At 31.9% G+C, this 24,983-nt stretch carries 21 protein-coding genes, 2 pseudogenes and 1 riboswitch; of the genes and pseudogenes, 1 reads left to right on the forward strand and 22 read right to left on the reverse strand.

Features of this window, described 5'->3' with window-relative positions; translation table 11 throughout:
* Positions 1-321 precede the first annotated feature (321 nt).
* The 21 genes and pseudogenes from B5X81_RS10725 to B5X81_RS10825 form a co-directional block, all read right to left on the reverse strand.
* A complete protein-coding gene (locus B5X81_RS10725; RefSeq protein ID WP_079491655.1) occupies positions 322-933 on the reverse strand; it encodes a class I SAM-dependent methyltransferase in 612 nt (203 codons plus the stop codon).
* A gap of 1,232 nt (positions 934-2,165) precedes the next feature.
* Entirely contained in the window at positions 2,166-3,056 is an 891-nt protein-coding gene (locus B5X81_RS10735) for a DUF3658 domain-containing protein (protein WP_079491658.1), read from the reverse strand.
* A 246-nt stretch (positions 3,057-3,302) separates the two neighbouring features.
* Positions 3,303-3,827, reverse strand: a complete 525-nt coding sequence (locus tag B5X81_RS10740) for a GNAT family N-acetyltransferase (protein WP_079491660.1) — start codon at positions 3,825-3,827, stop codon at positions 3,303-3,305.
* 173 nt (positions 3,828-4,000) lie between these two features.
* Positions 4,001-4,379: pseudogene (locus B5X81_RS28100) on the reverse strand (transposase); the annotation flags it as partial.
* A gap of 168 nt (positions 4,380-4,547) precedes the next feature.
* Positions 4,548-6,068, reverse strand: a complete 1,521-nt coding sequence (locus B5X81_RS10750) for an HAL/PAL/TAL family ammonia-lyase (RefSeq protein WP_079491663.1) — start codon at positions 6,066-6,068, stop codon at positions 4,548-4,550.
* 59 nt (positions 6,069-6,127) lie between these two features.
* Positions 6,128-7,765: a BCCT family transporter gene (locus B5X81_RS10755; RefSeq protein ID WP_079491664.1), complete on the reverse strand. Its 1,638-nt coding sequence runs from the start codon at positions 7,763-7,765 to the stop codon at positions 6,128-6,130.
* 60 nt (positions 7,766-7,825) lie between these two features.
* Positions 7,826-8,848, reverse strand: coding sequence for an FAD binding domain-containing protein (locus B5X81_RS10760; RefSeq protein ID WP_170917374.1), 1,023 nt, complete (start codon positions 8,846-8,848; stop codon positions 7,826-7,828).
* A complete protein-coding gene (locus B5X81_RS10765) occupies positions 8,802-11,132 on the reverse strand; it encodes a xanthine dehydrogenase family protein molybdopterin-binding subunit (RefSeq protein WP_079491667.1) in 2,331 nt (776 codons plus the stop codon). Before B5X81_RS10765 ends, B5X81_RS10760 begins: the two co-directional genes overlap by 47 nt.
* Before the next feature lie 2 nt (positions 11,133-11,134).
* The gene (locus tag B5X81_RS10770; RefSeq protein WP_079491669.1) at positions 11,135-11,632 is read right to left on the reverse strand and encodes a (2Fe-2S)-binding protein; all 498 of its coding nucleotides are present in this window, start codon (positions 11,630-11,632) and stop codon (positions 11,135-11,137) included.
* A 92-nt stretch (positions 11,633-11,724) separates the two neighbouring features.
* Entirely contained in the window at positions 11,725-13,377 is a 1,653-nt protein-coding gene (locus tag B5X81_RS10775) for a sigma-54 interaction domain-containing protein (RefSeq protein ID WP_170917375.1), read from the reverse strand.
* A 231-nt stretch (positions 13,378-13,608) separates the two neighbouring features.
* Positions 13,609-13,782, reverse strand: coding sequence for a hypothetical protein (locus B5X81_RS28585; RefSeq protein WP_170917376.1), 174 nt, complete (start codon positions 13,780-13,782; stop codon positions 13,609-13,611).
* Positions 13,783-13,995: 213 nt separating this feature from the next.
* Positions 13,996-15,474 carry a TrkH family potassium uptake protein gene (locus tag B5X81_RS10780; RefSeq protein ID WP_208985039.1) on the reverse strand — a complete coding sequence of 493 codons (1,479 nt, stop codon included), beginning with the start codon at positions 15,472-15,474 and terminating at the stop codon, positions 13,996-13,998.
* A 1-nt stretch (position 15,475) separates the two neighbouring features.
* Positions 15,476-16,141 carry a potassium channel family protein gene (locus tag B5X81_RS10785; protein ID WP_079491672.1) on the reverse strand — a complete coding sequence of 222 codons (666 nt, stop codon included), beginning with the start codon at positions 16,139-16,141 and terminating at the stop codon, positions 15,476-15,478.
* Complete coding sequence (locus B5X81_RS10790; protein ID WP_079491674.1) at positions 16,141-16,581, reverse strand: potassium channel family protein; 441 nt, start codon at positions 16,579-16,581, stop codon at positions 16,141-16,143. Before B5X81_RS10790 ends, B5X81_RS10785 begins: the two co-directional genes overlap by 1 nt.
* Entirely contained in the window at positions 16,562-17,272 is a 711-nt protein-coding gene (locus B5X81_RS10795; protein ID WP_079491675.1) for a response regulator, read from the reverse strand. Before B5X81_RS10795 ends, B5X81_RS10790 begins: the two co-directional genes overlap by 20 nt.
* A gap of 12 nt (positions 17,273-17,284) precedes the next feature.
* Positions 17,285-17,644 carry a response regulator gene (locus B5X81_RS10800; protein ID WP_079491677.1) on the reverse strand — a complete coding sequence of 120 codons (360 nt, stop codon included), beginning with the start codon at positions 17,642-17,644 and terminating at the stop codon, positions 17,285-17,287.
* Between the two features lie 21 nt (positions 17,645-17,665).
* Positions 17,666-19,516 (reverse strand): ATP-binding protein, encoded by a 1,851-nt coding sequence (locus B5X81_RS10805; RefSeq protein ID WP_079491678.1) that lies wholly within the window; start codon positions 19,514-19,516, stop codon positions 17,666-17,668.
* Between the two features lie 99 nt (positions 19,517-19,615).
* Positions 19,616-19,740, reverse strand: a riboswitch (cyclic di-AMP (ydaO/yuaA leader).
* Positions 19,741-20,298: 558 nt separating this feature from the next.
* Positions 20,299-20,556: pseudogene (locus tag B5X81_RS28110) on the reverse strand (AAA domain-containing protein); the annotation flags it as partial.
* 280 nt (positions 20,557-20,836) lie between these two features.
* Positions 20,837-21,580 carry an ABC transporter permease gene (locus B5X81_RS10815; RefSeq protein ID WP_079491681.1) on the reverse strand — a complete coding sequence of 248 codons (744 nt, stop codon included), beginning with the start codon at positions 21,578-21,580 and terminating at the stop codon, positions 20,837-20,839.
* Positions 21,567-22,298 (reverse strand): ABC transporter ATP-binding protein, encoded by a 732-nt coding sequence (locus tag B5X81_RS10820; RefSeq protein WP_079491682.1) that lies wholly within the window; start codon positions 22,296-22,298, stop codon positions 21,567-21,569. The genes B5X81_RS10815 and B5X81_RS10820 overlap by 14 nt, the downstream gene beginning before the upstream one ends.
* A 56-nt stretch (positions 22,299-22,354) precedes the next feature.
* Positions 22,355-23,113 carry a MerR family transcriptional regulator gene (locus B5X81_RS10825; protein WP_079491684.1) on the reverse strand — a complete coding sequence of 253 codons (759 nt, stop codon included), beginning with the start codon at positions 23,111-23,113 and terminating at the stop codon, positions 22,355-22,357.
* 153 nt (positions 23,114-23,266) lie between these two features.
* Between B5X81_RS10825 and B5X81_RS28750 the strand changes: the two genes are divergently transcribed.
* A complete protein-coding gene (locus B5X81_RS28750) occupies positions 23,267-23,401 on the forward strand; it encodes an IS3 family transposase (RefSeq protein WP_408606795.1) in 135 nt (44 codons plus the stop codon).
* A gap of 147 nt (positions 23,402-23,548) precedes the next feature.
* Here the strand turns inward: B5X81_RS28750 and tigE are convergent, their stop codons facing one another.
* Positions 23,549-24,982, reverse strand: coding sequence for a radical SAM cyclopropyl synthase TigE (tigE, locus tag B5X81_RS10830; RefSeq protein WP_079491685.1), 1,434 nt, complete (start codon positions 24,980-24,982; stop codon positions 23,549-23,551).
* Position 24,983: the final 1 nt, after the last annotated feature.

The raw sequence follows: 24,983 nt of genomic DNA on the forward strand, positions 1-24,983 counted from the left end.
TAAAAATGTGTTCGCCGTTCGTTCAGGGCAGGGTATTCCTCTAGGGTAAAAGCCCTCCACACATTCCTCAACCTAAGCGCGTCACGACAGTCGGTGCATTAAATAATTACGCCTAATGCTACGACTGACCGGTTAGCGAGAAGGTGTGGTGTGAAGGTCATCCCCACCCAACAGGAATCCCCTCCCTGAACACCCTTGTGCAAATACAGGGTTATCAGACGTTGCCCTATCAGATACGTAGTATTTCCCCTATTTCTTATTTTTTATTTTTTATTTATTATCTTGTTTTTTAATTATAAATATTATTAATATGTATAGGCATTACTTTTTTACCAGTATATAATCTAAATATGCAGATGTATATTCTCTCTCATCAATTTTTCTTTGAATTATTCGCTTTTCCTTATAAATAATTTCAAATCCATAAAAATTTTGTTCAACTTCATTGTCTTTATAATGACAATAAAAGACTTCTTGATTATCTTCAATTTGTTTAAATTCTCCGTCGCCTACTTGAACACCTTTTCCATATGTATCACAATCTTCACTTAAGAAATTTATATAACACAACCCGCCATGTTTTAATACTCTATAAAATTCTAATAAAGCTTGTGAAAAGCCTTCTTTTCTCATATGAACAGATGTATTATAAGAAAACAAAAAACTAAAAAACTCATTAATAAAAGGAATCTTTTTCATATCACCCTTAATAATGTTTAAGTCCATATTACATGAATTACAGAATAAATTTGCCTTTTCCAATTGTTCTTCACATATTTCAATTCCATAAGTTTCATATCCAAACTCATAAAATAATGAAAGTGGTGGATTAGACCCTCCAGCACCACAATCAAGAATAACCTTTTCAAGAGAAATGGTATTACAGTATTTTAAAAAGTTATATAATGGAAAAGCATTTATAAGATTATGCATATTCTATCCCTCACTTTATATGTATTAAAATTAAACTATCGCATCATTACAGTTAATATTTTTAGTAATGCTCTTTCTGTTACAATAAACCCAAAAGTAACGCTTTGAAGTAATGGGAAAATCTCTGATAACGGTTTACATTTGCGACGTCTCTAAATCGGACACACAGAGCCATTCTTCTTGGTGGAGCTTTGCTCCCGATGAAGAGATATGGTGTACCTGTACTACCCCAAATATGTGCCTCCGTGCACCCTTACTCAAATGCTTTGTTAGGTGCTGTAGTCGCGACCCTTAAGAAATATCTTGTATAAACTGGACTTGCCTCTTAAATAAATAACAAATTAATACTATGAGCTTCATCAACCTATTAAAATCTCTAACATCTCAGCATTAACATTTCAAGCATATACCTATTTGTCTTTATCTGGTAAATCCTCAATCATCGTTTTTAATAATAATCTCTTTATAAAATCCAGAAATAAACCGTAGATTATGAAAGTTATAAAGTGGCAAATATATAAATATACCGATGTTTCACCAAATAATGTGTTTGTTTTAATAGTCGGTCCAGAATTAATAATCTCTCTAAAACTATCAATCTTAAATAAATTATTTAAAATAACATTAAAACTAATAAGAATTATATTTTTCGAGTCATAACCAATGTATTGATTATATATTAGTAGAATACTGAACAACATAAAGTAGAATGTAAAACTTTTAAATAATCGTTTCATTACTGTCCCCCTAAAATTATTCATTACTATTACTATTTTCTATTCTTATCCCATAGTACTTAAGTCTCAACAGTAGAAAATATTCCTTATTCATCATGGATAAATTTTTGCTTGTTTGATTGTCCTAGTAAAACTTTCAAATTTTATCTGATAATCAGTTTACCTCTAGTATAACAATCTCCTCATATTATTAAGACACTAAAGAAATTCCCTCCGATAGCGACTATGGCACCTAACTTAGGGGTTACCGACTACGCCTATGTCGGTAATACTCTCCTATACATAAAATATTTTTTACTTATTATATCATGTTTTGGTAGTATTTTACTTAATAATGTCATATATGTAAACCTGCCTATAAAAGGATAAAATTGAACTCTATTCTAACCTTCCATTAATCTATTCTTCTATAAAAAAGTATAGACCGAGTTTCCCCAGTCTACGTTAACTAAGAATATTGCGAGGTAATCTGCTAAAAGATTATGCTCATTTTGTTCATACCGTTACTTTCCTCAAAATTTTGCCATAAGGATGTGATATATCCTTATTCTCAACAATAATTAGTTTCTTTTCCTCAATCATCTTCTCTATACGCAAAGCATACCACCTATCACTAACACCTAAATCGTAATCTCCCATAATCTTACCAATAAAACGAGCCATAAGAAAATCATAGTCAGGAATATTTTTTGTAATAATGTAATCATAAAAATCTTCGGGAACAGAAATCAACTTTCCGTTTACAACAGCTCTTAATGGGGCATTTTCCCTTACCAAGCCAATCCAACGGCTGCTAAACATTCGTTTTTCAGATTGAGATAATTGTCTTTCCGAAGGCAAAAATTGATAAAATTTTCCTGGCTCTATTTGTCCCCAGTCGCTATAAATAACAATTTCATTCTCAGATACTTGCTTATACTCTGGTAATGAAACAACGCTTATTTCACAATCAATATTTTTTAATACATTGCAAATGAAGTAAAATCCGCAAGTCGAATAAGGAATGTTGCTCTTCCAAATTCGTATTGGAGTGCCGTTGATTGCAGCAGACAAGAGTTTTTCCATATCTTTACGTTGATTATAAAAAAGCTGTTCCTTTTCATTATTGTCAAAATAAAATCGCCCCCATGCTTTTTGGAAAACATTTTGACGCTCAATGCCATCAAATTCACCGGATATATCACCAATATCCAATGCAAATCCTATATAAACTACATCTTGTGAATCTCCTCCAACAGCCTGACCTTCAAAGTGTTTCTTTAATTCAGCTTTGGATGGCTTTTTTCCAATATATCCGATAGCTCCACCAAGCATACTTTTTTCATTATAGTATTTTGCTACTTTCATAGAACCTTTCGTACTATCACTAAATACAACTTCAAGCATTATTTTACCTCCTATTATATAAATAATCTTTGTTACGTAATATTCTACAATTCCAAAACAACTTTATAAGATTCATATTATTTTTAACAACTTCCTTAAACAGAGCCTAAATTTATCATTTAATTAAAATTTACTAAGCTCATTGTCTTTATCTAGTTTCTCGTTCATTATTTCCTTTTGGCTCTGTTTTATGTGATGTTTTAAGAACAGTGAGAATTAGCCTATCTATAGCTTATGTTCATAACCTTAATCCAAAGTTATCCAATATCTTTGTGTAATTCGGTTTTCTTCTAGTATTTCATTTTCCAATTCCGCACCATTATTTATTATAGTCTTTGCCGATGCAACATTATCTTTATCGCAAGTAACTAAAACTTTTTTAATATTTAATTTTACACATTCAATTAAAGCTAATGATAACATTTCAGTTGCATATCCTTGTTGTCTCTCTGATTTTCTGACACTATAACCTATATGTCCACCGAAATTAAGCAAATAATCATTTAACTTATGTCTAATATCAACCATACCAATTAAACAACCGTCATCAATAGAAATAGCCAGATATGTAGTTGCGGGAACTAAACCGTCTCTTACAGTTTCTTCTTTTAAATTATCGCAAAAAGCACTATACCATTCTTCAAAAGTTTCAGCATTTCTCAAACCCCCAGTACCATCCATGCTGTCTCCGCTTTCAATAAATTCTCTTTTATAATCCATAAGTTTTTCTTTATACTCTGGTTTAGGTAAAACTAATTTTAATCTGTTCATCCTCTTCCTCCTCTAGATAATTGATTCATTCTAAATCTACACAGAATTTTTTTGTTGTAGTTATGTAGATTAAACACCATAGGCAATAGCAATACAATTATATTTTTGTGGTTCATATTCTGAATAATCTGGATTGTCAACCCTTTTTAAGACACTTTTTTGTCGGACATTAATATTCTATATTCTTTAGGTGTATAGTATACAAGGCTCCTATTTAATTTTAAAATTTTACACATGGCGCTGATACTGTACTTATGTTTATTATCCTTTATGATAGCTATTTTCGTCCCATTATCAGTGCCGCCTGCTTTAAGATATCATTTTTAGTCTCTGGTTTTCTTTTCTTAGCTTTACTAATTCATTTTCATTATCAGTTCTGTTATCTTTAGTTTTAAAGGATCCTGATGTAGTATAGTCACAAACCCACTTATGTACAGTAGATCTAGCTATATTATATTCTTTTACTATTTCAGCCAAATTTTTCCCATTATTTATCAATCCTACTATCTGCTTTTTAAATTCTTCTTTGTATCTTTTAGATCTATTAGACATGATTAAACCTCTAAATTAATTTTATTTATTATATCATGTCCGAGTTTTTATTGTCTAATTAAGTATAACCTATCCACTCCCTGAAAATAAGATTAAAACAAAAAGATAAATCACCTGCCCATTATGACCGGTGATTTATCCTTAATTTGTTCTATATAATTTAAAATTTTAAAAACCGCCTGTAATTAATTTCAATTTGTCAATAAAATCTTGATTACAAACTACTTCATACGCTGCTTTAATATCTGGAGTCAGAGGTCTATCATGTTCTAAAAATGGTATTCTAGATCGAATAGCATCATATAAACATTTTGATCCTACACCCATTTTATCTACTTTTCTAAGGTCTACCGCTTGAGCAGCATGCATTGCTTCAAGTCCTAATATGTAAAAAGCATCATCAATAATCTTTTCTGTCTTTTCCACAACATATGGAGCATTTGTTGCATGATCTTCCATATCACCTGAAAGTGAATAGTAATCAGTGGATGCAGGATTCATCAAGTGTCGAATTTCTCCATCAAGAGATGTGAAAGTTTTTTGTATTGTTTGGTATGCTTGAACTTTTCCTTCATCAGGGCTAAGAAATCTAGGAAGCTTAGTAAAATGAGGATTACAAAGCTTTATAGTTCTATGACAGGCACTACGAGCAACGTGAGCCACAGCTTGTCCCAACATTTCAAATCCCAATACCCAGTTTGCTACTTCAAAATTGCTACATGATATGATTTCTTCTTTTTCAAGTACAACACAAGGATTGTCATCTGATGAATTTAATTGTGTAGTCAATAATTCACAAACATAGTTTAATGAATCGAGTATTGTTGCATTAATAGCATGAGCTCCCCTAAAGCTGAGAGGATCTTGTACTGTTTTAGTAATACCCTTATCCTGTAAATAACTCCCTTCTAAAAGTTTTCTAATAGCATCAGCACATCTTATTTGAGATTTCATTTTTCTTGCTTCATTAGGTTCTGGACGGATTGGAGTTATGTTTCCATCTAGACCTTCTACAGATAATGCATATACGGCATTAGCAACTTCTAAAAGATTTTTTGCTTTTTCTAATACTAAAGCACCAGTTCCTGCAGCAAGAGCATTTGAAGAAACAATAGCAAGACCATCTTTAGGCCCTAAAATGATTGGTGTAAACCCTTCTTTTTTCAAAGCTTCAATGGCAGGAATACGATTTCCATTATGAAAAACATCTCCTTCTCCAATCATCGCTAAGCCAATATGGGATAAATTTGTTATATCTGCAGCTCCGACACTTCCTCTAGCAGGAATAACCGGATGTATTCCATGATTGAGAAAATCTCTATACATTTCAACAATTTTAATCTGAATTCCTGTACGAGCACTTAAAAGAGCATTAAGTCGTGCAAGCATTACAGCTCTTACTTTTTCTTCTGAAAGTATTGGATCAACTGCAAGGCAATGTGCATAAATTAGATTTCTATTATACTCCTCAAAGTAATCTTCAAATATCTGCTTGTCTTTGTTCCAGCCTACACCTGTTGTAAACCCATAAATCGGCACTCCTTTGTCAGCTAATCTAAATACTAATTCTCTAGTTTTTTCCAGTTGTTCAATTGCTTCCTCTGCTATTTCTATTTTTATGTCACGGCTTGTTGCGATTTTATATGCTTGTTCAATTGTTAAATTATTGCTATTAAGCACAAATTTCATAATTATTTTCCTCCCAATAATTTATATATTTTTTTGCAGTTATTATTCTGTTTCAGCTGCTAAATATTCGCAACATCTGAATCAGATTTTTTCTCGCTTGCTCTTTCATTAGGTAGTTCTTCGTCTGGCTCTGTTATAATACGATCCATAAACCAGCATTTGAAAAAAGATACCAGTTGAATTGCAAAAATAAACAGAACAACAAATCCGCTGGCAGCTGCCAGTGCTTTTACACCGTCAACCCCTTGCACTCCTCCGCCAAAGGCTGCCATAACAATAGCTACAACGCCAAGTGCAACTCCCCATACGATTTTAATTAATCCAGGAGGTTCTGTACCTATTGGAACGTCCTTTACACACATGGAGCCTATATTTGTTAAAGTAGCATCTGCAGCAGTAATGAATGTTACAAGTATTACAAGCATATTAAATGGCACAATAATTTTCCCTATTCCAAAAGGAAGGTTTCCTAGAAATGTCCAAAGTGCAGCAACTGCACCACCATCATTAATAACTTGAATCAAATCCACAGCTCCAGTTATTTGCATATGAATGGCACTTCCACCCCAAATTGAAAACCAAATCATTCCAAATACAGATGGAAGAATCCAGTTTACAATCATATACTCTCTTATTGTCCTGCCATAAGATATCATAGCCAAGAATATACCAGTAACTGGTGCAAATCCAACCCAGAAGGCCCAGTCATAAAGTGTCCAGGACATAGTTAAGGCTTCACCTCCTATATCTATAGGGTCAAGGCCCCAGCGGAAGAAGTTTTGAAGCCATTCGGCAAGACCTGCAGTACCAATTCTCATTATATATATTGTAGGACCAGTTATCAAAAGCAAGGCAAGCAGAAAATAATAAAACCATGCATTAAGGCTACTTAGCTTTGCAAGACCTTTTTCAAGTCCTAAGTATGAAGAAAAAGTAAACATACATATGATAAAAATTCCTATTATGATAAACAATGAAAGACTATTTTTGACATTATAAGCTTCTTTCAAACCAGTCATAACTAGTGTTATACACATAGTAAGCCCTGTAGTTATTCCAATAGCCAGACCAAGCATAGATAACATATCAATAATTCCAGAGAACCAACCTTTAGTAACTTTTTCACCAAAGAGAGGCTTTAATGTAGAAGTAACAGCCAATCTCTCACGTTTATTAAAATAGATGTATGCAACTAACAACCCGCAAAAAGCATAAATTGCATAAGGTATAAAAGTCCAGTTATAAAAACTTCTTGCTATTGCAAAAATTGCTGCTTGCGAAGTATTTGCTTGAATTCCCAATGTGTCAAGTTCACCCCATACATTTCCATAATATATAAGCGGTTCATTTACCCCCCAAGTTACAATTCCAGTAGCTACACCACCGGTTAAAGTCATTGCAAACCATGTGGCAAATTTAAATTTGGGTTTCGCATTCTTCCCACCAAGACGAATATTTCCATATTTTGAAAACATCATGATGGCTGTAAAAACAAAAGATATCATTACGGTCCATTGGAATAGCCATCCAAAATTTCTAAGAGACCAAAAGAAGAAATCCATTACACTTTTTGTAAGAACATCTTTATTGACAATTCCTAAAATCGCCGCTCCACCTATTACAATATAGCCTGGAATAAAAACTTCCCACCGGATATTGTGGCGTTTTACGTTGGCATTTCCCTTTTCACCTTTCATAGATTAAACCTCCTAGATGTTAGTTTTTTTTGGAAATTAAATGATAATCATAATAATCAATCATTTAACATTTAATTTCCAAAATTGTATAAAATCTTTAATTGCAATTTCAATATTATTGAAAGTTGTTTTCTTGGCTTTCAAAGAAATACCTGTTTCTCTTACAATCCCACATTTTTTGTTTATTTCAGCAATTGCATTTTGGCATATCTCATTAATATCTACATTGCAATTTGATTCACATAAATAATTTACTATTGAGTTTTCAGTTTCTTTAAGCTCAATAGGATATGAACTTACTGCTCCAATAAATATTCTAAGATGCTGGTCATTATTTTCTTTCTCATAGGGATTAAAGAAAATTGCAATATTCATTGTGGGAAAATCAATGGATTGGCGAACACTATATTTATAAAATTTATTATAAGAATCTGCATAGTACTTAAATTTAAAACTTTTAACCAGCATATCTGTATTTTTTACAGTTCCATTCTTGATTGAATGTTTTAAAATTAATTCTTCAACTGAAATTTCCTTTTCGACTCCCTTTTCAATTATAGTAGCAGTGGCATTAAGTGCCAATAATACTGGCGCAATATCAGAATAATAAATTGCTTTGCATACAGAAGATTTTTTTACTTGATGGCAAATTTCACCCCCTGTCTTAAAACAAGAATCTATGCTTCTTCTCCAGTCAGCAGTTTGATTAAAATACATACATCTTCTGTCCTGTAATATGTTGCCTCCTAACGTTGCCATATTTCTTATCTGTGGAGATGCTACACATTTCGCAGCGTAGGAAAGAAAGGGAACGCTTTCTTTAATAAAAGTATTATTAGCTATATCATTAAGTCTAGTTAAAGCACCTATTGAAACATATTTATTGTCACATAATATATAATTCAGATCACTTAGCTTTGAAATATCAATTAGATATTCTGGATTTTTTACTCCATACTTCATCAATGGAATTAGATCAGTCCCTCCAGCGAGAAATTTAACTTTCGAATATTTTTCTTTTTTTTTCAGTGCATCACTAATATTTTCTGCTCTTAAGTATTTCATTTGTGAATTTATAAGCATATGATCCCTCCTGGCAATATTCATCTTGAGTCATTCTTGTTCCTGAAATTGTAAATTTTTTTGATAAAGGTAGATGATCAATTTCAATCCCTGTAGCATTGCTTATTGCATTTGCAATTGCTGGAGCTACTGCTACTGTTGAAAGTTCTCCAACGCTTTTTGCACCATGAGGACCTTTAGGTTCATAACTGTTGGCTATATATACATAAGTATTTGGCATATCAACTGCAAGGGGACCCTTGTAATGCAGCAGATCAGTTGATATAGGCTTCCTAACTACATTATCAATTTCAATTTTTTCCATAAGAGCGTACCCTATTCCCATTTGAATGCCTCCTTCTACCTGGCCTTCAACAATGACTGGATTAATAGGAGTTCCAACATCCACAGCTTGAATAAAATGCTTAACTTTTATTTCATTTGTTCGCTTATCTATTTCTACCTTTGCAAAACATACTGAAAAAGGAGGTGGTGCTGCTTCTGCAGAATAACTTGAACTTGCAATTATAACATTCCCTTTTTTACCAAAAGTAATTTCTTTAATAGCATTTTTAAAGTCACGTTCAATACGTCCATTGGGAGAATTTATGAAAAATATTCCATTGTCAAAGACTATATCTTTAGTTGCAACTTCAAATTTATTTTTGAGTCCATTTTTAATTTTTACAATTAAGTCCTCTGCTGATCTTTTCACAGCATTACCACAAACAAACATCTGACTACTTCCGAATGTTCCCGTATCATAAGGGGTTGTTAAAGTATCTGCTGCTTGAATTCTAATGTCTTTAATTTCAATCCCCAATGTCATTGCGACCACTTGACTCAACGTGGTTTCACTTCCCTGTCCAATATCTGCTGAACCTACCAGAAGGTTTACTGATCCATCATCGTTTGCAATAATTGCTGAAGAACTCATTCCTTCTTTTGAAGATGGTCCTGATGTATGACATCCAAAGGCTATTCCCCAAGATTCTACAATATCACTGCCATTAGTTTGAGTTTCAGAAGAATCTATCATCTTTTTAATTTTTAGTGCTCCCGATACACAGTCATCGATTTCGCAACTTAAAATTGGATCTGTCCATCCTGGAAATTTTTCTCCGGTTTTTATATGATTCAACATCCTAAATTCAATTGGATCAAAACCTAATTTTCTAGAAATTCTATCAAGCATTATCTCCCGTCCAAAAGATATTTGTGGATTCCCGTATCCCCTCACAGCTCCACTTACAGGAGAATTGGTCAAAACACAATATCCATCAAATCTATAATTTGAAATATTATATTGAACCTTTTTACTAGCTGCAGCTACAACTGTAGGCCCATGAGTTGTATAAGGACCTGTATTGAAATAAGCTTTTACATGATAAGCATTAATCTTTCCTGTTTTCATAACTCCAAATTTTATTTTGCACTGAACTTCATGTCTTGCTACAGTTGAAATCATTTCCTCTTCTCTGGAGTTAATAATTTTAACTGGACGCCTTATAATCTTTGAAAGAAGTGCTCCAACATGCTGATTGTGAAGCTGTTGTCTCGCTCCGAATCCACCTCCCATAAGGGGTTTTACTATCCTTATGTCGCTTTCCTGCATTTCAAGCAAATAACTTAAAATTCTTCGCTCTTGAAAAGGCGTTTGAGATGTACTCCATATCGTCAATTTATTTTCATTATTGTAGTCGCATACACATCCAGTAGGCTCCATTGCTGTAACTTGAATTTGAGGAGTAAAAAAATCTCCTTCAAATATGTAGTCGGACTCTTTAAAGCCAATATCTATATCTCCAGTATTCACCTCCATTGTTTTAACAATATTGGTGCTTGAAAGATGCGGTTGTATAATCTCAGCATTTTCTAAAATAGCATCTCTAATTTTAAAAATTGGTTTAAATATTTCATATTCAATTTCTATATTGTCCAGTGCTTTTTGACACAATTCCTCATTAAGTGCTGCAACTGCTGCAATTCTATCCCCTACATACAAAGGGCGATTTGTTAGTATTCTTTCATCTTTTAAAAGTAGTGCTGAAGGAGGATTTCCAGAACAATTAAACAATTTATCAGGGATATCTTCTGCTGTTATAATTGCTAAAACTCCTGGTATTTTTTGAGCTTTTTCAATATTAATGCTTTTTACCTTTGCATTTGCATAAGGAGATCTTAGAATTTTCCCGTAAACAAGGTTGGGAAAATACAAGTCATCAGTATATTCTGGCTTTCCAGTAACCTTTCTTATGGATTCATGCCTTGGATATGAACAAACGTTAATATTATTTTTACTCATTACTATTCCTCTTTCTCTTTTATGTCATTAATATTTTCTGAACAATATTTTATTGCTTCAATAATTTTAGTGTATCCAGTACATCTACAATAGTTTCCTGATATAGCTTCTCTAATTTCTTGTTCATCCGGGTGAGAAGTTTTGTCCAATAAACCCTTTGCAGACATTACCATCCCTGGTGTACAAAATCCACATTGAACAGCACCTTTATCAACAAAAGCTTTCTGAATAGGGTCTAATGAACCTTCTTTAGATAACCCTTCTATCGTTAATATTTTTTTCCCATCTGCCTGGGCAGCCAGTGTAATACATGAATTTACAGGTTTACCGTCCATAAGGACCGTACAGGCACCGCAATTTCCATTATCACATCCTTGCTTTGTTCCTTTTAAATTTAACTCATTTCTTATAAGTTCCAATAGAGTTGTGCTTGGTGTAACATTTTTTACAATTTTAGTTCCGTTTACTTCTATTTCAATAGTTAAAAATTGAACATCCACTTTAAAACCTCCTCTTTCAATTTGCTATATTATTTTCATAATTGCGAAAATAAAGAATATGCATATAAAATATGCATATTTTGTGCCAAAACCTATTTATTTTTTTTATAATCAAAGGTAACAATTTTTTTAATGCTAAGCTTTTTCATTCTTGACTGCAAATTTTGTCTTTTTATTCCTAACATTTTAGCAGTTTTAGTAATATTAAATTTATTTTTCATCAAAGCTTTTTCAATAATTTTTTTTTCAAATTCGTTGAGAGTTTCAGGTAATATACCTCCTTCAGCAATAAGTTCTTCATAACTATTTGGAATAGTATTTATTCTTGAATTTCTTCGGTTTATCTTTTTTCGAAAATGTTCCGGTAAGTTGTTTTCTGTTAGTGTAGTTCCTTCATCAATAAAACTATATGAAGATTCTATGACATATTCTAATTCTCGAATATTTCCTGGCCATTTATGATTCAAAAACATTTTTTCTACTGAAGGAGATAATTTAGTTACAAACTTTCCATAGATACGATTAAATTTATTGATAAAATGTTTCGAAATTACTATAATATCATTCCCCCGTTCCCTAAGTGGAGGAATGACCAAAATAAATGCCGCTATTCTATAAAAAAAATCTTCTCTCATTTTTCCTTCATCAATTAATTTTTCAGGTGGTTGATTAGTAGAACTGATAAGTCGACATTTGATTGGCATTTCTTTACTATCTCCAAGTCTTCTTATTTTTCTTTCCTGTATTGCCCTTAAAAGCTTAGCTTGAAGTTCAGAACTCATTGAGTTTATTTCATCTAAAAATAAAGTTCCTTCTCCAGCTTGTTCCATTAATCCCCACTTATTTTCCGCTCCAGTATAGATTCCTTTAGTAGTTCCAAACAAGATACTTTCCAGCAAAGTTTCTGGAATAGTAGCACAATTTACTGCTAAAAAAGGCTCCTTTGCATTATCACTGTGATTATGTATACTTTGTGCAAAAAGTTCTTTTCCTGTACCGGTTTCTCCTTGAATCAATATTGGAACGTTGTTTTTTGAAGAACGTATAGCACTTTCTTTGGTGGCATTTATTATATAACTTTCTCCTATGATATCATCAAAAGTGTAGCTTGTATTATTATTAGGCAATTTTTTTCTTTTGTAAACGCTTTCTCTATACTGCAAGTTTTGTGCTTTTGTAAGAGTTTCAAGAACTCTATTGAGGTATCTATTTATTAAAAGTACTGCCTTTACCTCGTTTTGATTTATTACTGGAACAAAAGTCGATAGCATATGTATTTCTTTATGTTCTTTGTTAAGGTAAACATTATATAAATTAGGTATTTCAACTTTATCAATAAAAACCTGCTTCATTTCTCTTATAAGCTTTTCTTTATAAACAGGAATAAATCTTTCTATTTTATTGTGAAAAATTTCGTTGCCGTCTTTATCTATTGCATAAACAGCATCCTGTACATATCCTATGGCTTTTTTCATTATTTCATTTTCTAAACTCATTTTATCCAATGGTGTGATATCAACCATAGCAACTATCAACTGATCATCATTCAATTTGCTGCTAAATAACATATAATTTCTATCATCAAGAGTAATTAAAAGCTCTCTGTTGATTTTTTCAATTGATTCTACAACAAAGCAAGGTATAATTTCACCGCTTTTGCAGAACAATGCTGCAACCCCTGTAGATTTTATACATTTATTTGTTTTCAAATCTGCAAATATTAGACCGATTTTTAGATTTTTCATAATGCTTAGCCTCCTCATATGTTGCAAATTATAAAATTAAGCATAAAAAAGTTGCGCATCTTTTTTATGCTTATGCAACTTTTTTATGCACTTTCTTATAAATATAAAATAGATATCTTATGAATGAATCAAGAATCCAATTGATTTATTATAACATCAAATTCTTGATTGTTCACAAATCTTCATTTTTTTGCAAAAGCAACTCCCCTTATAAAATTTCCCCATAACTGTTCAGGTGATGCTGTTTTGAGACCTACAGGTTGAACATACTCTATCTTTATAATCTCTTATGGAAAGAAGTGCTGCATCAATTCCCTCAATGGTAAAGGTCATGATTAAAATATATTTCGTAAGCCTTACAACACCTGAAGTATTAAATTGATTTAGGGCTTCCTGTATAATCAATCTTTCTCTTAATGTTATTTTTTTTTCCTACTATAATAGTAAACAGCGTACCCATCGTCATAAATCCCAAGCCACCAATTTGAATCAAAAATAAAATTACTATTTGCCCAAAAATTGCCCAATGGGTAAATTAAGAAGCAAAGCTCGTGTCAATATGACAGCGGCAAAGCCCAAAACTAGTATTTGTGTTGGATGAAGATCAACTTTATTCGTTTATCTATTTTTAAAAATTAACTTTACATCCTTAATAATTTTCATAGCCGCAAAAAATACTACGATAAATTCCAGTCTTCCCAGCATCATACCAATTGTCTCAGTCCAAAGTACTATTCCTGGGGCATCTGGTGAAGTTATTCCAACAGATAAACCTACTGTTCCAAGGCTGGATGCAAATTCAAACATGGAATCCTTCAGCGGATAACCGTTGAGTAATAATATTCCTACACCTATTGCATAGGTAATCATATAAAGAGTAGCAAAATTTGATATCTCTAAAATATGATTTTTCGTAACATAATATTTGCCCTCAGGTCTATTTACATAATTTTGTCTAATGACATTCTTAGGTAAAAGATATCCTTTAATGTCCCATATTAATGATTTTAACATTATATAAACTCTGTACTGTTTAAGTCCTCCTGCCGTTGAACCTGCTCCTCCTCCAATAATCATTAATATAATCATACCAAATATTGCAAAGTTATCCCAATCACCATATCCTACTGTTGAAAAACCAGTTGTAGATAAAGCTGAAACCAACTCAAATATTCCTACCCTTATGACTTTTCCTGTACTTCCAAATAGTTTTGATAGTGAAAAATAGGATACAATTGGAATAGCAAAGGATAATAGAAAAAACATAAATTTTATTTCTCCTATTTTAAAGAACTTTTTTATCTCTCCCTTTAATAGAACATAATGAGCGGCAAAGTTGATTGTCCCTATAAGCATCAGTATTATTGTAATTAACTCAATTGCCACGCTGTCATAAGCACCTATACTTTCGGTTTTAGTTGAAAAACCACCAGTAGAAAGTGCTGCAATAGAATGATTTATAGAATCAAACCACGGCATACCCGCAATGATGTAGAGTACAGTCCCAGCCAAAACGTAGCCTGTATATATTGTCATTATGAGTTTTGTTGATTTAGCAATATTGGGTAACAGTTTATCAGATCTACCCTCGGCATTGTACAATCCTAACCCATGGGGACCAATTATGGCTGACAGCATAACTACCGCAAGTCCTGCTCCGCCTAAAAATTGCATTATACTTCTCCAGAGTAAAAATACATGGGAAGTTTTGGTTACATCTACAACTGACAAGCCTGTTGTAGTCCATCCACTTACAGCTTCAAAAATGGCTTGGGTAAAATTGAGCTGTCCCGATAATATAAAGGGCAATGCAGAAAAAATAACAGTTAAAAACCAAGCCAAAACTACTATAATGCCACCTTCTTGAAGAGTTAATGTTGCTTCTTCGCTATGTTTCATTCTACTCCTCATAATATAGCCTATTATAATAACTAATATTGAAGGAATCACAAAACACCATATTTCATTTAATTCATTTCTATATATAGGAATTATAAGGAGTGGCATGAGCAAGGTTATACCAACTCCAATAAGCATTGTACCTACATAACCTATAACCAATTGATATCTTTCTTTAAGCTGCCTTATATAAAGCACTTTAATCTACCCTTCCCCTTATAGTTTTAAGTACATCTGATTGAACCATTGGCAGTGACAAAATTATCAGTTTATCTTCTTCTTTTATATCTGTATCTCCTCTAGGAATTATGGCAGTATTATTTCTAATAATACATCCTACTATAGAGTCTTTGGGTAAACTTATCTCACTAAGTTTTTTACTGATAATAGGGTATTCCTTATTCATTTCTATTTCCATAATTGCCAGCTTACCTTCCTCAATAGGAATAAGGTTATTTATATCATCAATTGACACCTTTTGCTCAATTAAAGATGAAATAATATTTGATGTACTAATTACTGTATCAACCCCTAGTTTTTTAAATATTTCTATATTTTTAGGGTCATTAACTATGGCAAATGTTCTCTTTACTTTATAGATTTTCTCGGCTATTTGACATATTACAAGATTATCTGGGTCTTTAGGTGTTAAGGCGATAACCATATCTGAATAGGCTACACCTGCGTCCTCTAATATATATGGTTTAGTACCGTCACCGTAAACTATGTCGGCTCTATGCATTCTAGCAAGCTTCTTACAATACTCCTCATCATTATTAACAATAGTTACATTATAGCCCTTTGAGATAAAAGACTTTGCTAAAAAATGTACTTCCTTTCCTCCACCAACAATAATAATATTCATTATTTTTCCCCCACTTCTTGTTCGACAATGATATTTTTAAATTCTATAGCCGAAAGAACTGTAGGACAAAGGGTTTCAATCTCTAGTTCTTCATAGACCTTTTGTCTTGAGGGTTCAAATAACCTTGCAATAACCTTGGGTACTCCATATATTGATTTAGCTATCTGTGCAATCATGATGTTGGTATTATCATCATTAGTTGTTGTAACCACAACATCGGCCTTGTCAATCTTAGCTTGAAGTAATGTATCTATCTCTATAGCATCAGCTTCTATGGTAAACCCACTGAAATCTTCAGATAATCTGCCAAAGGACTTCTCTTCTTTATCAATAACAACAACGCTTTTTCTAGACTTAGAAAGCAAGTTGGCTAAGTGAGAACCTAGTCTCCCACAGCCAACTATAATAATATATTCATCCTTACTTCGATTCCTCTTCATGCTCTACATCTCCCTTATCGGTTTCCACTCCCATGTTGATTCCAATCTGAGTATATCTGAACTGGGATGTTCTTTCCAAATTCTTGTTAGCCGGTTCATAGGTAGGGTCTAATGCAAGAGCTGCTCTATAATGCTTCTGAGCTACTTGTACTTCTCTTCTAAACTCAGCTAAAACACCTAATAAATTATGGGGCTCAGGAAAATCTACGTCCATTGCTACAGCTTTTTTTAAATATTCCTCTGCTTTAGCATAATCATTTTGTAAAATACATTTCTTTGAGAAGTTTATAATATCCTTATAGCTTTCCAATTCATTTTCTTCTAATTCTTGTCTTTCTAAAACTTCCTTTACTACCTTTCTTATTTCATCTGGAGTAAAGGGTTTACTGATAAAATCAATAGCACCAAGCTTCATTGCTTCAACAGCTCTTTCTATGGTTCCATAGGCTGTCATCATTATGACATCTACATTATTTCCTTTTTGTCTAATTTCCTTTAGAACCTCCATACCAGTTAAGCCAGGCATCTTAATATCAAGAAGTATTAAGTCAAATTTCTCTTCCTGCAGCTTATGAAGACCTTCGTCTCCATTTACTGCAATATCTATTTCATAATTTTGTTCTACTAAACAGTGCTTTAAGGTCATTCTAATATTCTTTTCATCATCAACGATTAAAATTTTCTTGTTCATAAAATCATCCTCCTAAAGATATTTATTTATTAAATTTCTTATTTCTTCATGGGTAAATGGTTTTACAATATAGTCACTTCCACCTACTTCAAAGGCTTTATTAATATCACTTTCCTGATTCTTGGCACTCATGAATATTACAGGTATATGTTTTGTATCCATATCTTCTTTCAGGGCTTTACATACTAAATACCCATTCATGCCCGGCAGTAGAATATCAAGTAATATAAGGTCAGGAATATATTCTTGAGCCATTTTAATTGCATCAATACCATTAGGTGCAACCTTAACATCAAAACCTTCTTTCTTTAAATACATCCTTAGAGATAGAACAATGTTTTTCTCGTCTTCAACAATCAATATTTTTTTCATAATAAAGCCCCCTTTACTTTCTTATATACCAATGCTAAGTGTAAAATAAAACGTACTTCCTTCTCCAAGTTTACTTTGAACCCATATTTCTCCACCATGGGCATTTACTATTTCTTTACTTATAGCCAATCCTAACCCTGTACTTCCATTAGTTTCTCCATTTTTATCTCTAACCTGAATAAATTTTTCAAATATTTTCTGCTGGTATTCCTCTGGTATACCCTTTCCATTGTCTACAACAGAAATCAGCATTTTGTTTACTGTTTGTTTTGCTTTAATCTGAATTTTCCCTGTTCCATCTCGAGGAACATATCGTAGAGCATTTCCTATTAAGTTAGTAAGCACCCAGGATATCTTATTATAATCAGCCTTAACCTTTGCCATATTTTCTTTAACATCAATATCTATAGATGTATTTCTCTCTTCTGCCTGCATTTTAAAAGGTTTGACAGCACTGTTCACGATATCCTTTATATCATGGGGTATAATATCCATCTGTATTTTTCCCGATTCTATTCTAGAAAGGTCTAAAAGTTCAGTAACCAGGTTTTTTAGTCTTTCCGAGTCTTCTTTGATTGCTTCTATTAATTCTCTCTGATCCTCATTAATATTTCCCGGTATTTGGTCAAGTAGTAGTCCAACACCCATACTAATTGAAGTAAGGGGGGTTCTAAATTCATGGGATACGGTTGAAACAAACTCTGATTTTATTTGGTCAACCTCTTTAAGCTTTGTAATATTTTGCATAAGTGTTACAACACCAATGTTCTCACCATCTCTTGTTATAATGGGTTTAACGTTAATTCTATAATGTTTAGTTTCATTTTCATCCTTAATCGTTACGTCCCTATACTTTTTATATTCATGGGTATCCTTTCTATTTTTTACTTTATCTATCATCTCGAAAATATCTTCTCTTTTTATTACTTCTAAAAAATGTTTGCTGAGTACATCTTTTTCCCGTATATTAAGGACTTTCTCTGCTGCTCTATTAACTAATAATAGTTTGTGCTCTTCATTAGTAACGATTATACCGTCACCTATACTTTCCACAATAGCCTCTGCCTTTTGTTTTTCTCCTTTAAGCTTTTTAATGTTTAGAATTTCATATGACTGTAATTTTTTAGTCATTATATTAAACTCTTCGGCAAGCTTTGCTATCTCATCGTCTCCTTCAATATCAAGCTGCTGACTGTAATCTCCTTCGGCAATCTTTCTTATTTTCTCAATGAGATTATATAGTGGCTTAGCTATCTTATTACTTAAATAAATAGCTAATATCAAGCCTATAAGTATAGTTGCTGATGATATAATCATAGTTGAATAAGTTGCCTTAGTAGATATTGTATGAGCTCTATTTTTTCTTATTATCATTCCTTCTTGATTTAAATTAAGTAAATTTCTGCCCTCGGTCTTCGTTTTTTCAAAAAGAGGTAAAATTTCATTGTAATAATATGCTCTGGCTGCGTTTATATCTTCTTCTGCTTGAATATCAACAAACTCAGAAAATGCATCGACATATTCTATGTAGAGTTTATTAATATTATCCAAAATCTCCTTTTCACCTGGTTCAGTTATATTATCCTCGGCCCTAGATAACCACTTTAAAAACTCCATTTCATTCTTTTTAAAGGCTTGAGATGTAGTTTCACTACTCGAAAACATATGGGCAAGCTCTGCACTATCCTGCCTTTCAAGGGCAATAATCATATTTTGTGCTGCAACAATACTTCTATAATTGGACTGCATTATGTTTTCTATGGAATTACTAAGACTATTAAAATTCTTGATTGCCCAAATACTATTGGCTGCTAGCACTACAAATATTAAAATAAAAACTCCTAAAAATTTAAACCTTATACTCTTTCTCATAATCCTCACCCAGCTTATTTTATTTATAGCTATTATTAACCAAAAAATCAAAAAAACCACAGAGAACCCATGGTTTTAGATACATCCATACATACCATTTCCTCCTCTTTCAACGCTTACGAGGTTAGCTGTCGGGCTCGGATTGAAAGAGTTATCCTATCCTTTCGGAATTCGCCCCAAAAGTGGGTCCCCCGCTTCCATATGGAACTCAGCGTGTATGATATTTAATTTATTAAAGATTATACTCCCAAATTTTACATTAGTCAATATTTTTTTAATTACAGATATCCCTAACTTAATCGAAGATACTAGAACAACATCAAATATTACTTTTCTGCTCACTTTCAATTTAAATTTATTGCTAAAGTGTATTTTAATGCTAAGAAAAAGGCAAAGAAAACGTGCGAAAGAAAAAGCGACAAAGAAAAGTTATAGCTGTTTTTCACTTATAAGTCATTTAAAATGGCGATTTTGTAGCAATTATATTTTTAAAAAATTGATAAGTTAGCAAGAAGATATCAGGTAAGAAATCCTTTTAAAATTGCTGACAGCTTGAATATTACTATAATAATGTATGTATCATCAGTTAGCTTCTTCATTGTAAGTAAGTAACTATTACTTTATATTTTGTTATTTTCTATGTAACTACGTAATAAATCACTGGCACTCTGCCTTGATTTATCAAGGCAATTAATATCTCCAAAGACTAAAAAACTATCTTTTGTACGTGAAACTGCAACATTTAACATACTCTTTTTTATATCAATAAAGTAACATCCATCTCATCTGCCATATACTGTTGACATAATAACAATTTGTCTTTCAGCACCCTGAAAAATATGTACAGTACCATAGTTTATATATTTTCTAATCTCAAAGGGCAATAACTTTATAAACCCTTTCTTCATCAATGTTTCTTGAGCTTTAAACGGTGTTATTATCCCTATCAAATTTTTTTCATCTTTATCTGGATATGCTAGCTTAATACGTTCAAATTTTTGGTTAATCCACATAGCTATAGCTTGAATTTCATTTAAGTTATACCTACTCCCCCCCGCTTTTAGAAGATCTTTCTGTGTCTATTTGCATATACCCCATGACTCTCACCATAGAGGTGATATTTGTTGCGTTTTCCAGAAACTTTTAAAAAGAGTTTTTGAAATCAAAAAAAGCACACAGGCATACTGATTCATCTGCTTGTGTGACTTTTTCAAAGCGTTTGGACTTGCGATAAAAGAATACTATGAAAAATAAAGATCTTACCCATGAGTAAGTTAATGTTTATGGAAATATTAACACAGAGATTGAACCTCTATTCTATTACTCCCATTTAAAATATTTAATTGAAATCACACTACATACAAGGGTAATAACTGCCATTAAGATAAGTGGAAAAATTATATTGTCAACAGGAAGTCCTAATGATGTAGCTTTTAACAGTTTAATACCTTGCGTAAGTGGTAGAAAGTCAGCAATACTTTGTAACATTTTAGGCATTACTTCATAAGGTAAAGTAGCACCAGAAAAAATCAACATTGGAAAATATAAAATACTTGCGATTATACTTGCAATTTTAACATTAGGTGCAATACCACCAACCATCATGCCTATACTAAACATAGAAATCATCACTAATAGAAATGTAGCAATAAATAGTAACGCAGAACCAGTGAGGGCAAAATCAAGAAATATGGTAGCAATTATGGTAATTAAAGTAAGAGAAATCAGTGAGTAAAGTGAATAGATGGTTACTTGCACTCCCAGAATTAGCATTGGACTTACAGGTGTTACTTTAAATCTCTTTAATATTTTTCTATTTCGATATTCAGATACTACAAGTGGCAATCCCATAACACCACCTGCACAAATTGCAATCGTTGATACAGCTCCGAATGATTGTTCTAAAAAAGTATAATCAGCCCCTTCAAAAGCAGGCTTGTTTCCATAAATGATACCAAGAAGTACCAGAACCACAACAGGCATACATATAGCAAATATAAACATGTCCATGCCTCTTAAAGATAGTTTTAATTCTGTTTTCAGCATAGTTCTAAATGCTCTCATCAATCTTTTCCTCCTCTGCATACCAAAGATATACATCCTCAAAATTTTCATAAGGACTATTTTTAATAGCTTCTTCGACAGTTCCATTAAACACAATGTTGCCCTTTTTCAGAATCATAATTTTGTCACATAAAGCTTCTACTTCATCCATAAAATGAGACGTTAAAAAGATTGTCAATCCCTTTTGTTTTAAATCTGATAAGCATTTCCAAACATCATGTCTTGCCCTTGTGTCAAGTCCTGTTGTTAATTCATCTAGAAATACAACTTTGGGATTAGGAATAAGAGCTAAGACAATGAACAGCTTTTGTTTTTGTCCTCCAGACAATTCAGAGACAGGGCTATTTACCTTTTCAATTAATCCGAATAGCTTCAAGAGTTCATTATAGTCAGTAACTTCTTTGTAAAGACACTGTGTTTCTTCACATAACTCTGATACACATATCTTATCTTGATAATTTGCTTCTTGAAATTGAACTCCAACATATTCAAACAATTTCTTTCTGTCCGTTTGTGGATTCATTCCAAGAATTGAAATTGTGCCATTATCAGGCTTACGAGTACCTAGAATACATTCGATAGTAGTACTTTTTCCAGCACCATTTGCCCCAAGAAGTCCAAAGACTTCTCCACTTTTTACAGAAATATCTATGTTGTTTACAATTGTAGTATTTCCGTAGGATTTTTTAAGTTTCTCAACTCTGATTGTTGTTTCCAATTTACATACCTCCTTTATTTTCTGACATAATAATAACACCAGAAAAAACTCTGGTGTTAAAGTGGAAGGTTAGTTTGAAACATTTTTTTCATATTTATAAGGGTTACTTTCATAAATAGAGCATTTTGTTTAGCATCATGTAGAGATAACAGTAATTTGTCATAAGCTGTTATAATATCGTCACTTTCTTCTGGCATACCGATAATATTTCTTATATCTATTTCTGGATTGTTAGACAAAGCATTTAACATTCTTAATATAGCTGATAAAGAATAATTGGCACATCGTAATGCACGAATAATTTTCAAACGGCGTAAATCTTCATCCGTATATACACGATAACCGTTGGATTTACGCTTTACTGTTAACAGACCGTTAAGCTCCCAGTTTCTTAGTGTATCCATTGAAATATTTAAATAGTCAGATACTTCTTTTCTTTTCAAAAGGAATTCATTGGAATTATACTTACCAGATAACAAATTTTTGACTATATCAATTGCCTCCTCTGCATTACTTTTTTCTTGTTTTAACTGCTTTAAATACTTATCTGTTAAAGCTATGGCTTTATCAAAATTACCAGTTGCAGAAATTTTGATTATATTCATAGCCGTTTTTCTAAGTCCATTTTGTAAAATCTCCACTTTTAATGCTGCACGGGCTAATCGAAACTGTTCAACATGAAAATCAGTAAAAATACGATAGCCGTTTTTTTGTCTTTTAGCTTTCGGTATTAATCCCAATTTCTCGTATAATCTTACCGTATTAGGGTGTATACCAATTATTTTTGCTATTTGGGTTGTTTGATATGTATTCATTAATAAACCTCCTTCTATCATAATTATAGCATCTCAAAAAAGTCTGGTGTTTTAATGGAGGGTTTTAATTACACAGTGGAAATAATAAAAACAAATGTATTGACAATGGACCAATGGAAGGGTTTTGGGGAATTCTGAAATCCAAGATGTATCATTAGCGATTATGAAAGTCTTAAGAGCGCTATAGAAAAATATATTAATTATTATAACAATAGCCATTACCAAAAACGCTTAAAATGTATAACTCTATTAGAGTATCGTTATTATCTATCTACTTTAGTTACATAAATTAGCGCCAATCTGTTGATTGACGCTACACGAATTTTTTATTATTTTCACTGTCTACTTGACAGGAGGCTCTTCATATGTAAATACCTATAAACTACATTTATTTAATCTCTTATATTTTGATATATAATTTATTTTACTAAAAAATTAGCAGTTTAAGCACACTTTGCTTTCATCTATATCATATCTAAAAATATTTTTTTCTCTCTCTATTAACCTTCTAGTTAATAGCTTATACAAATCACAAGCTCCTTCATCCATAGACGTAATACTTCCATATTTTTTTTCAATAGACCCAAGACAAAGTCCTGAACAATGACCTATTAGTTCACAATTAATACAATTATTACTATTTATAAAACTCCTACTAGCATATTTAATATAGTTTTCAGAAGAAAGCAACCCTTCAAGATCATTTATATTCCCAAAATAACCTGAAGAACCTTTACAAGCAAATACAACTCCCATTGGTTCTATACTTAATTGTCCTCCAGTTGCCGAACAAGTCTTATACCCTCTCTCTATAGATCTATTCATTATTATATTTTGATATGAATTATGCCAATAACCTGTTACTACTATTCCATTATTTAATCCGTAGTCATATAAATCAATAATTTTATTTACAATATCATCTAAGTTAAATTCCTGATAAAAGCCTGGATCTAAATCCAATAAAACTCCAATCTCAGATACATTATACTTTTTGGCAAAATGTACTATATCATTATTAAAATAATCAAATGTATCTCTTGATAATACTGAATTAAATGCAATATAGTTATTATTTTCTTTCAATATCTCTAAACTTTTAATGGTATTTTCTATACTGTTTGACCCGTTATTTGCATATCTATGACTATTATTAGGAGAATCAAAGCTCATTATAACTGGAACATTATATTTTTTAAAATATTTTGATACTTCTTGGGTTATCAAAGCCCCATTTGTAACTATACTATAGTTTATATTTAATCTATCTTCATCTTTATAATGGTCAAGAACACTTTTTATAGTATCCCAATTGGTAAGAGGTTCTCCTCCAAAGAACTGTATTGCCAATTCTCTATTATTTGCTTTGATTACCTTTTCTATTACTTTTTCTATATAATTTATTGCATTTTCAGGCGTCATTAATTGGTTTTTATCATGTTTCTGATAAATTTCTCTTTCTTTTGATGAATATATAGAGTTTGTAAAACAATACTTACAACTATAATTACATTTATTGCTTACCACCAGTTGAATGGCTTTTATTTGCTCCCCAGTCTTAATCTTATTTACTCTTTTACTTTCATGATCCATATAAGATTTTATTTCATTTTGACCATTATAAATTATAAATCCTTTTTCAAAGAATTCATTTATTATATCATTGACTTCTAAAGTATCTATATAAGAGAACTCATTATAAATATCTGATAATACCCTACTTTTTTTTAAGTACTTTAAAACCTTATATATCTCATTATCAACCTCACATAGTCCTCCATGAATTGAATGAAATAGTCTAAAGCTATTATCATTCTTTTCTATTGTATTTACATAGTTGGATAATAATAATTCTCTTGAATTTAACATA

The sequence above is a fragment of the Maledivibacter halophilus genome (assembly GCF_900167445.1).
Taxonomy (GTDB): domain Bacteria; phylum Bacillota; class Clostridia; order Peptostreptococcales; family Caminicellaceae; genus Maledivibacter; species Maledivibacter halophilus.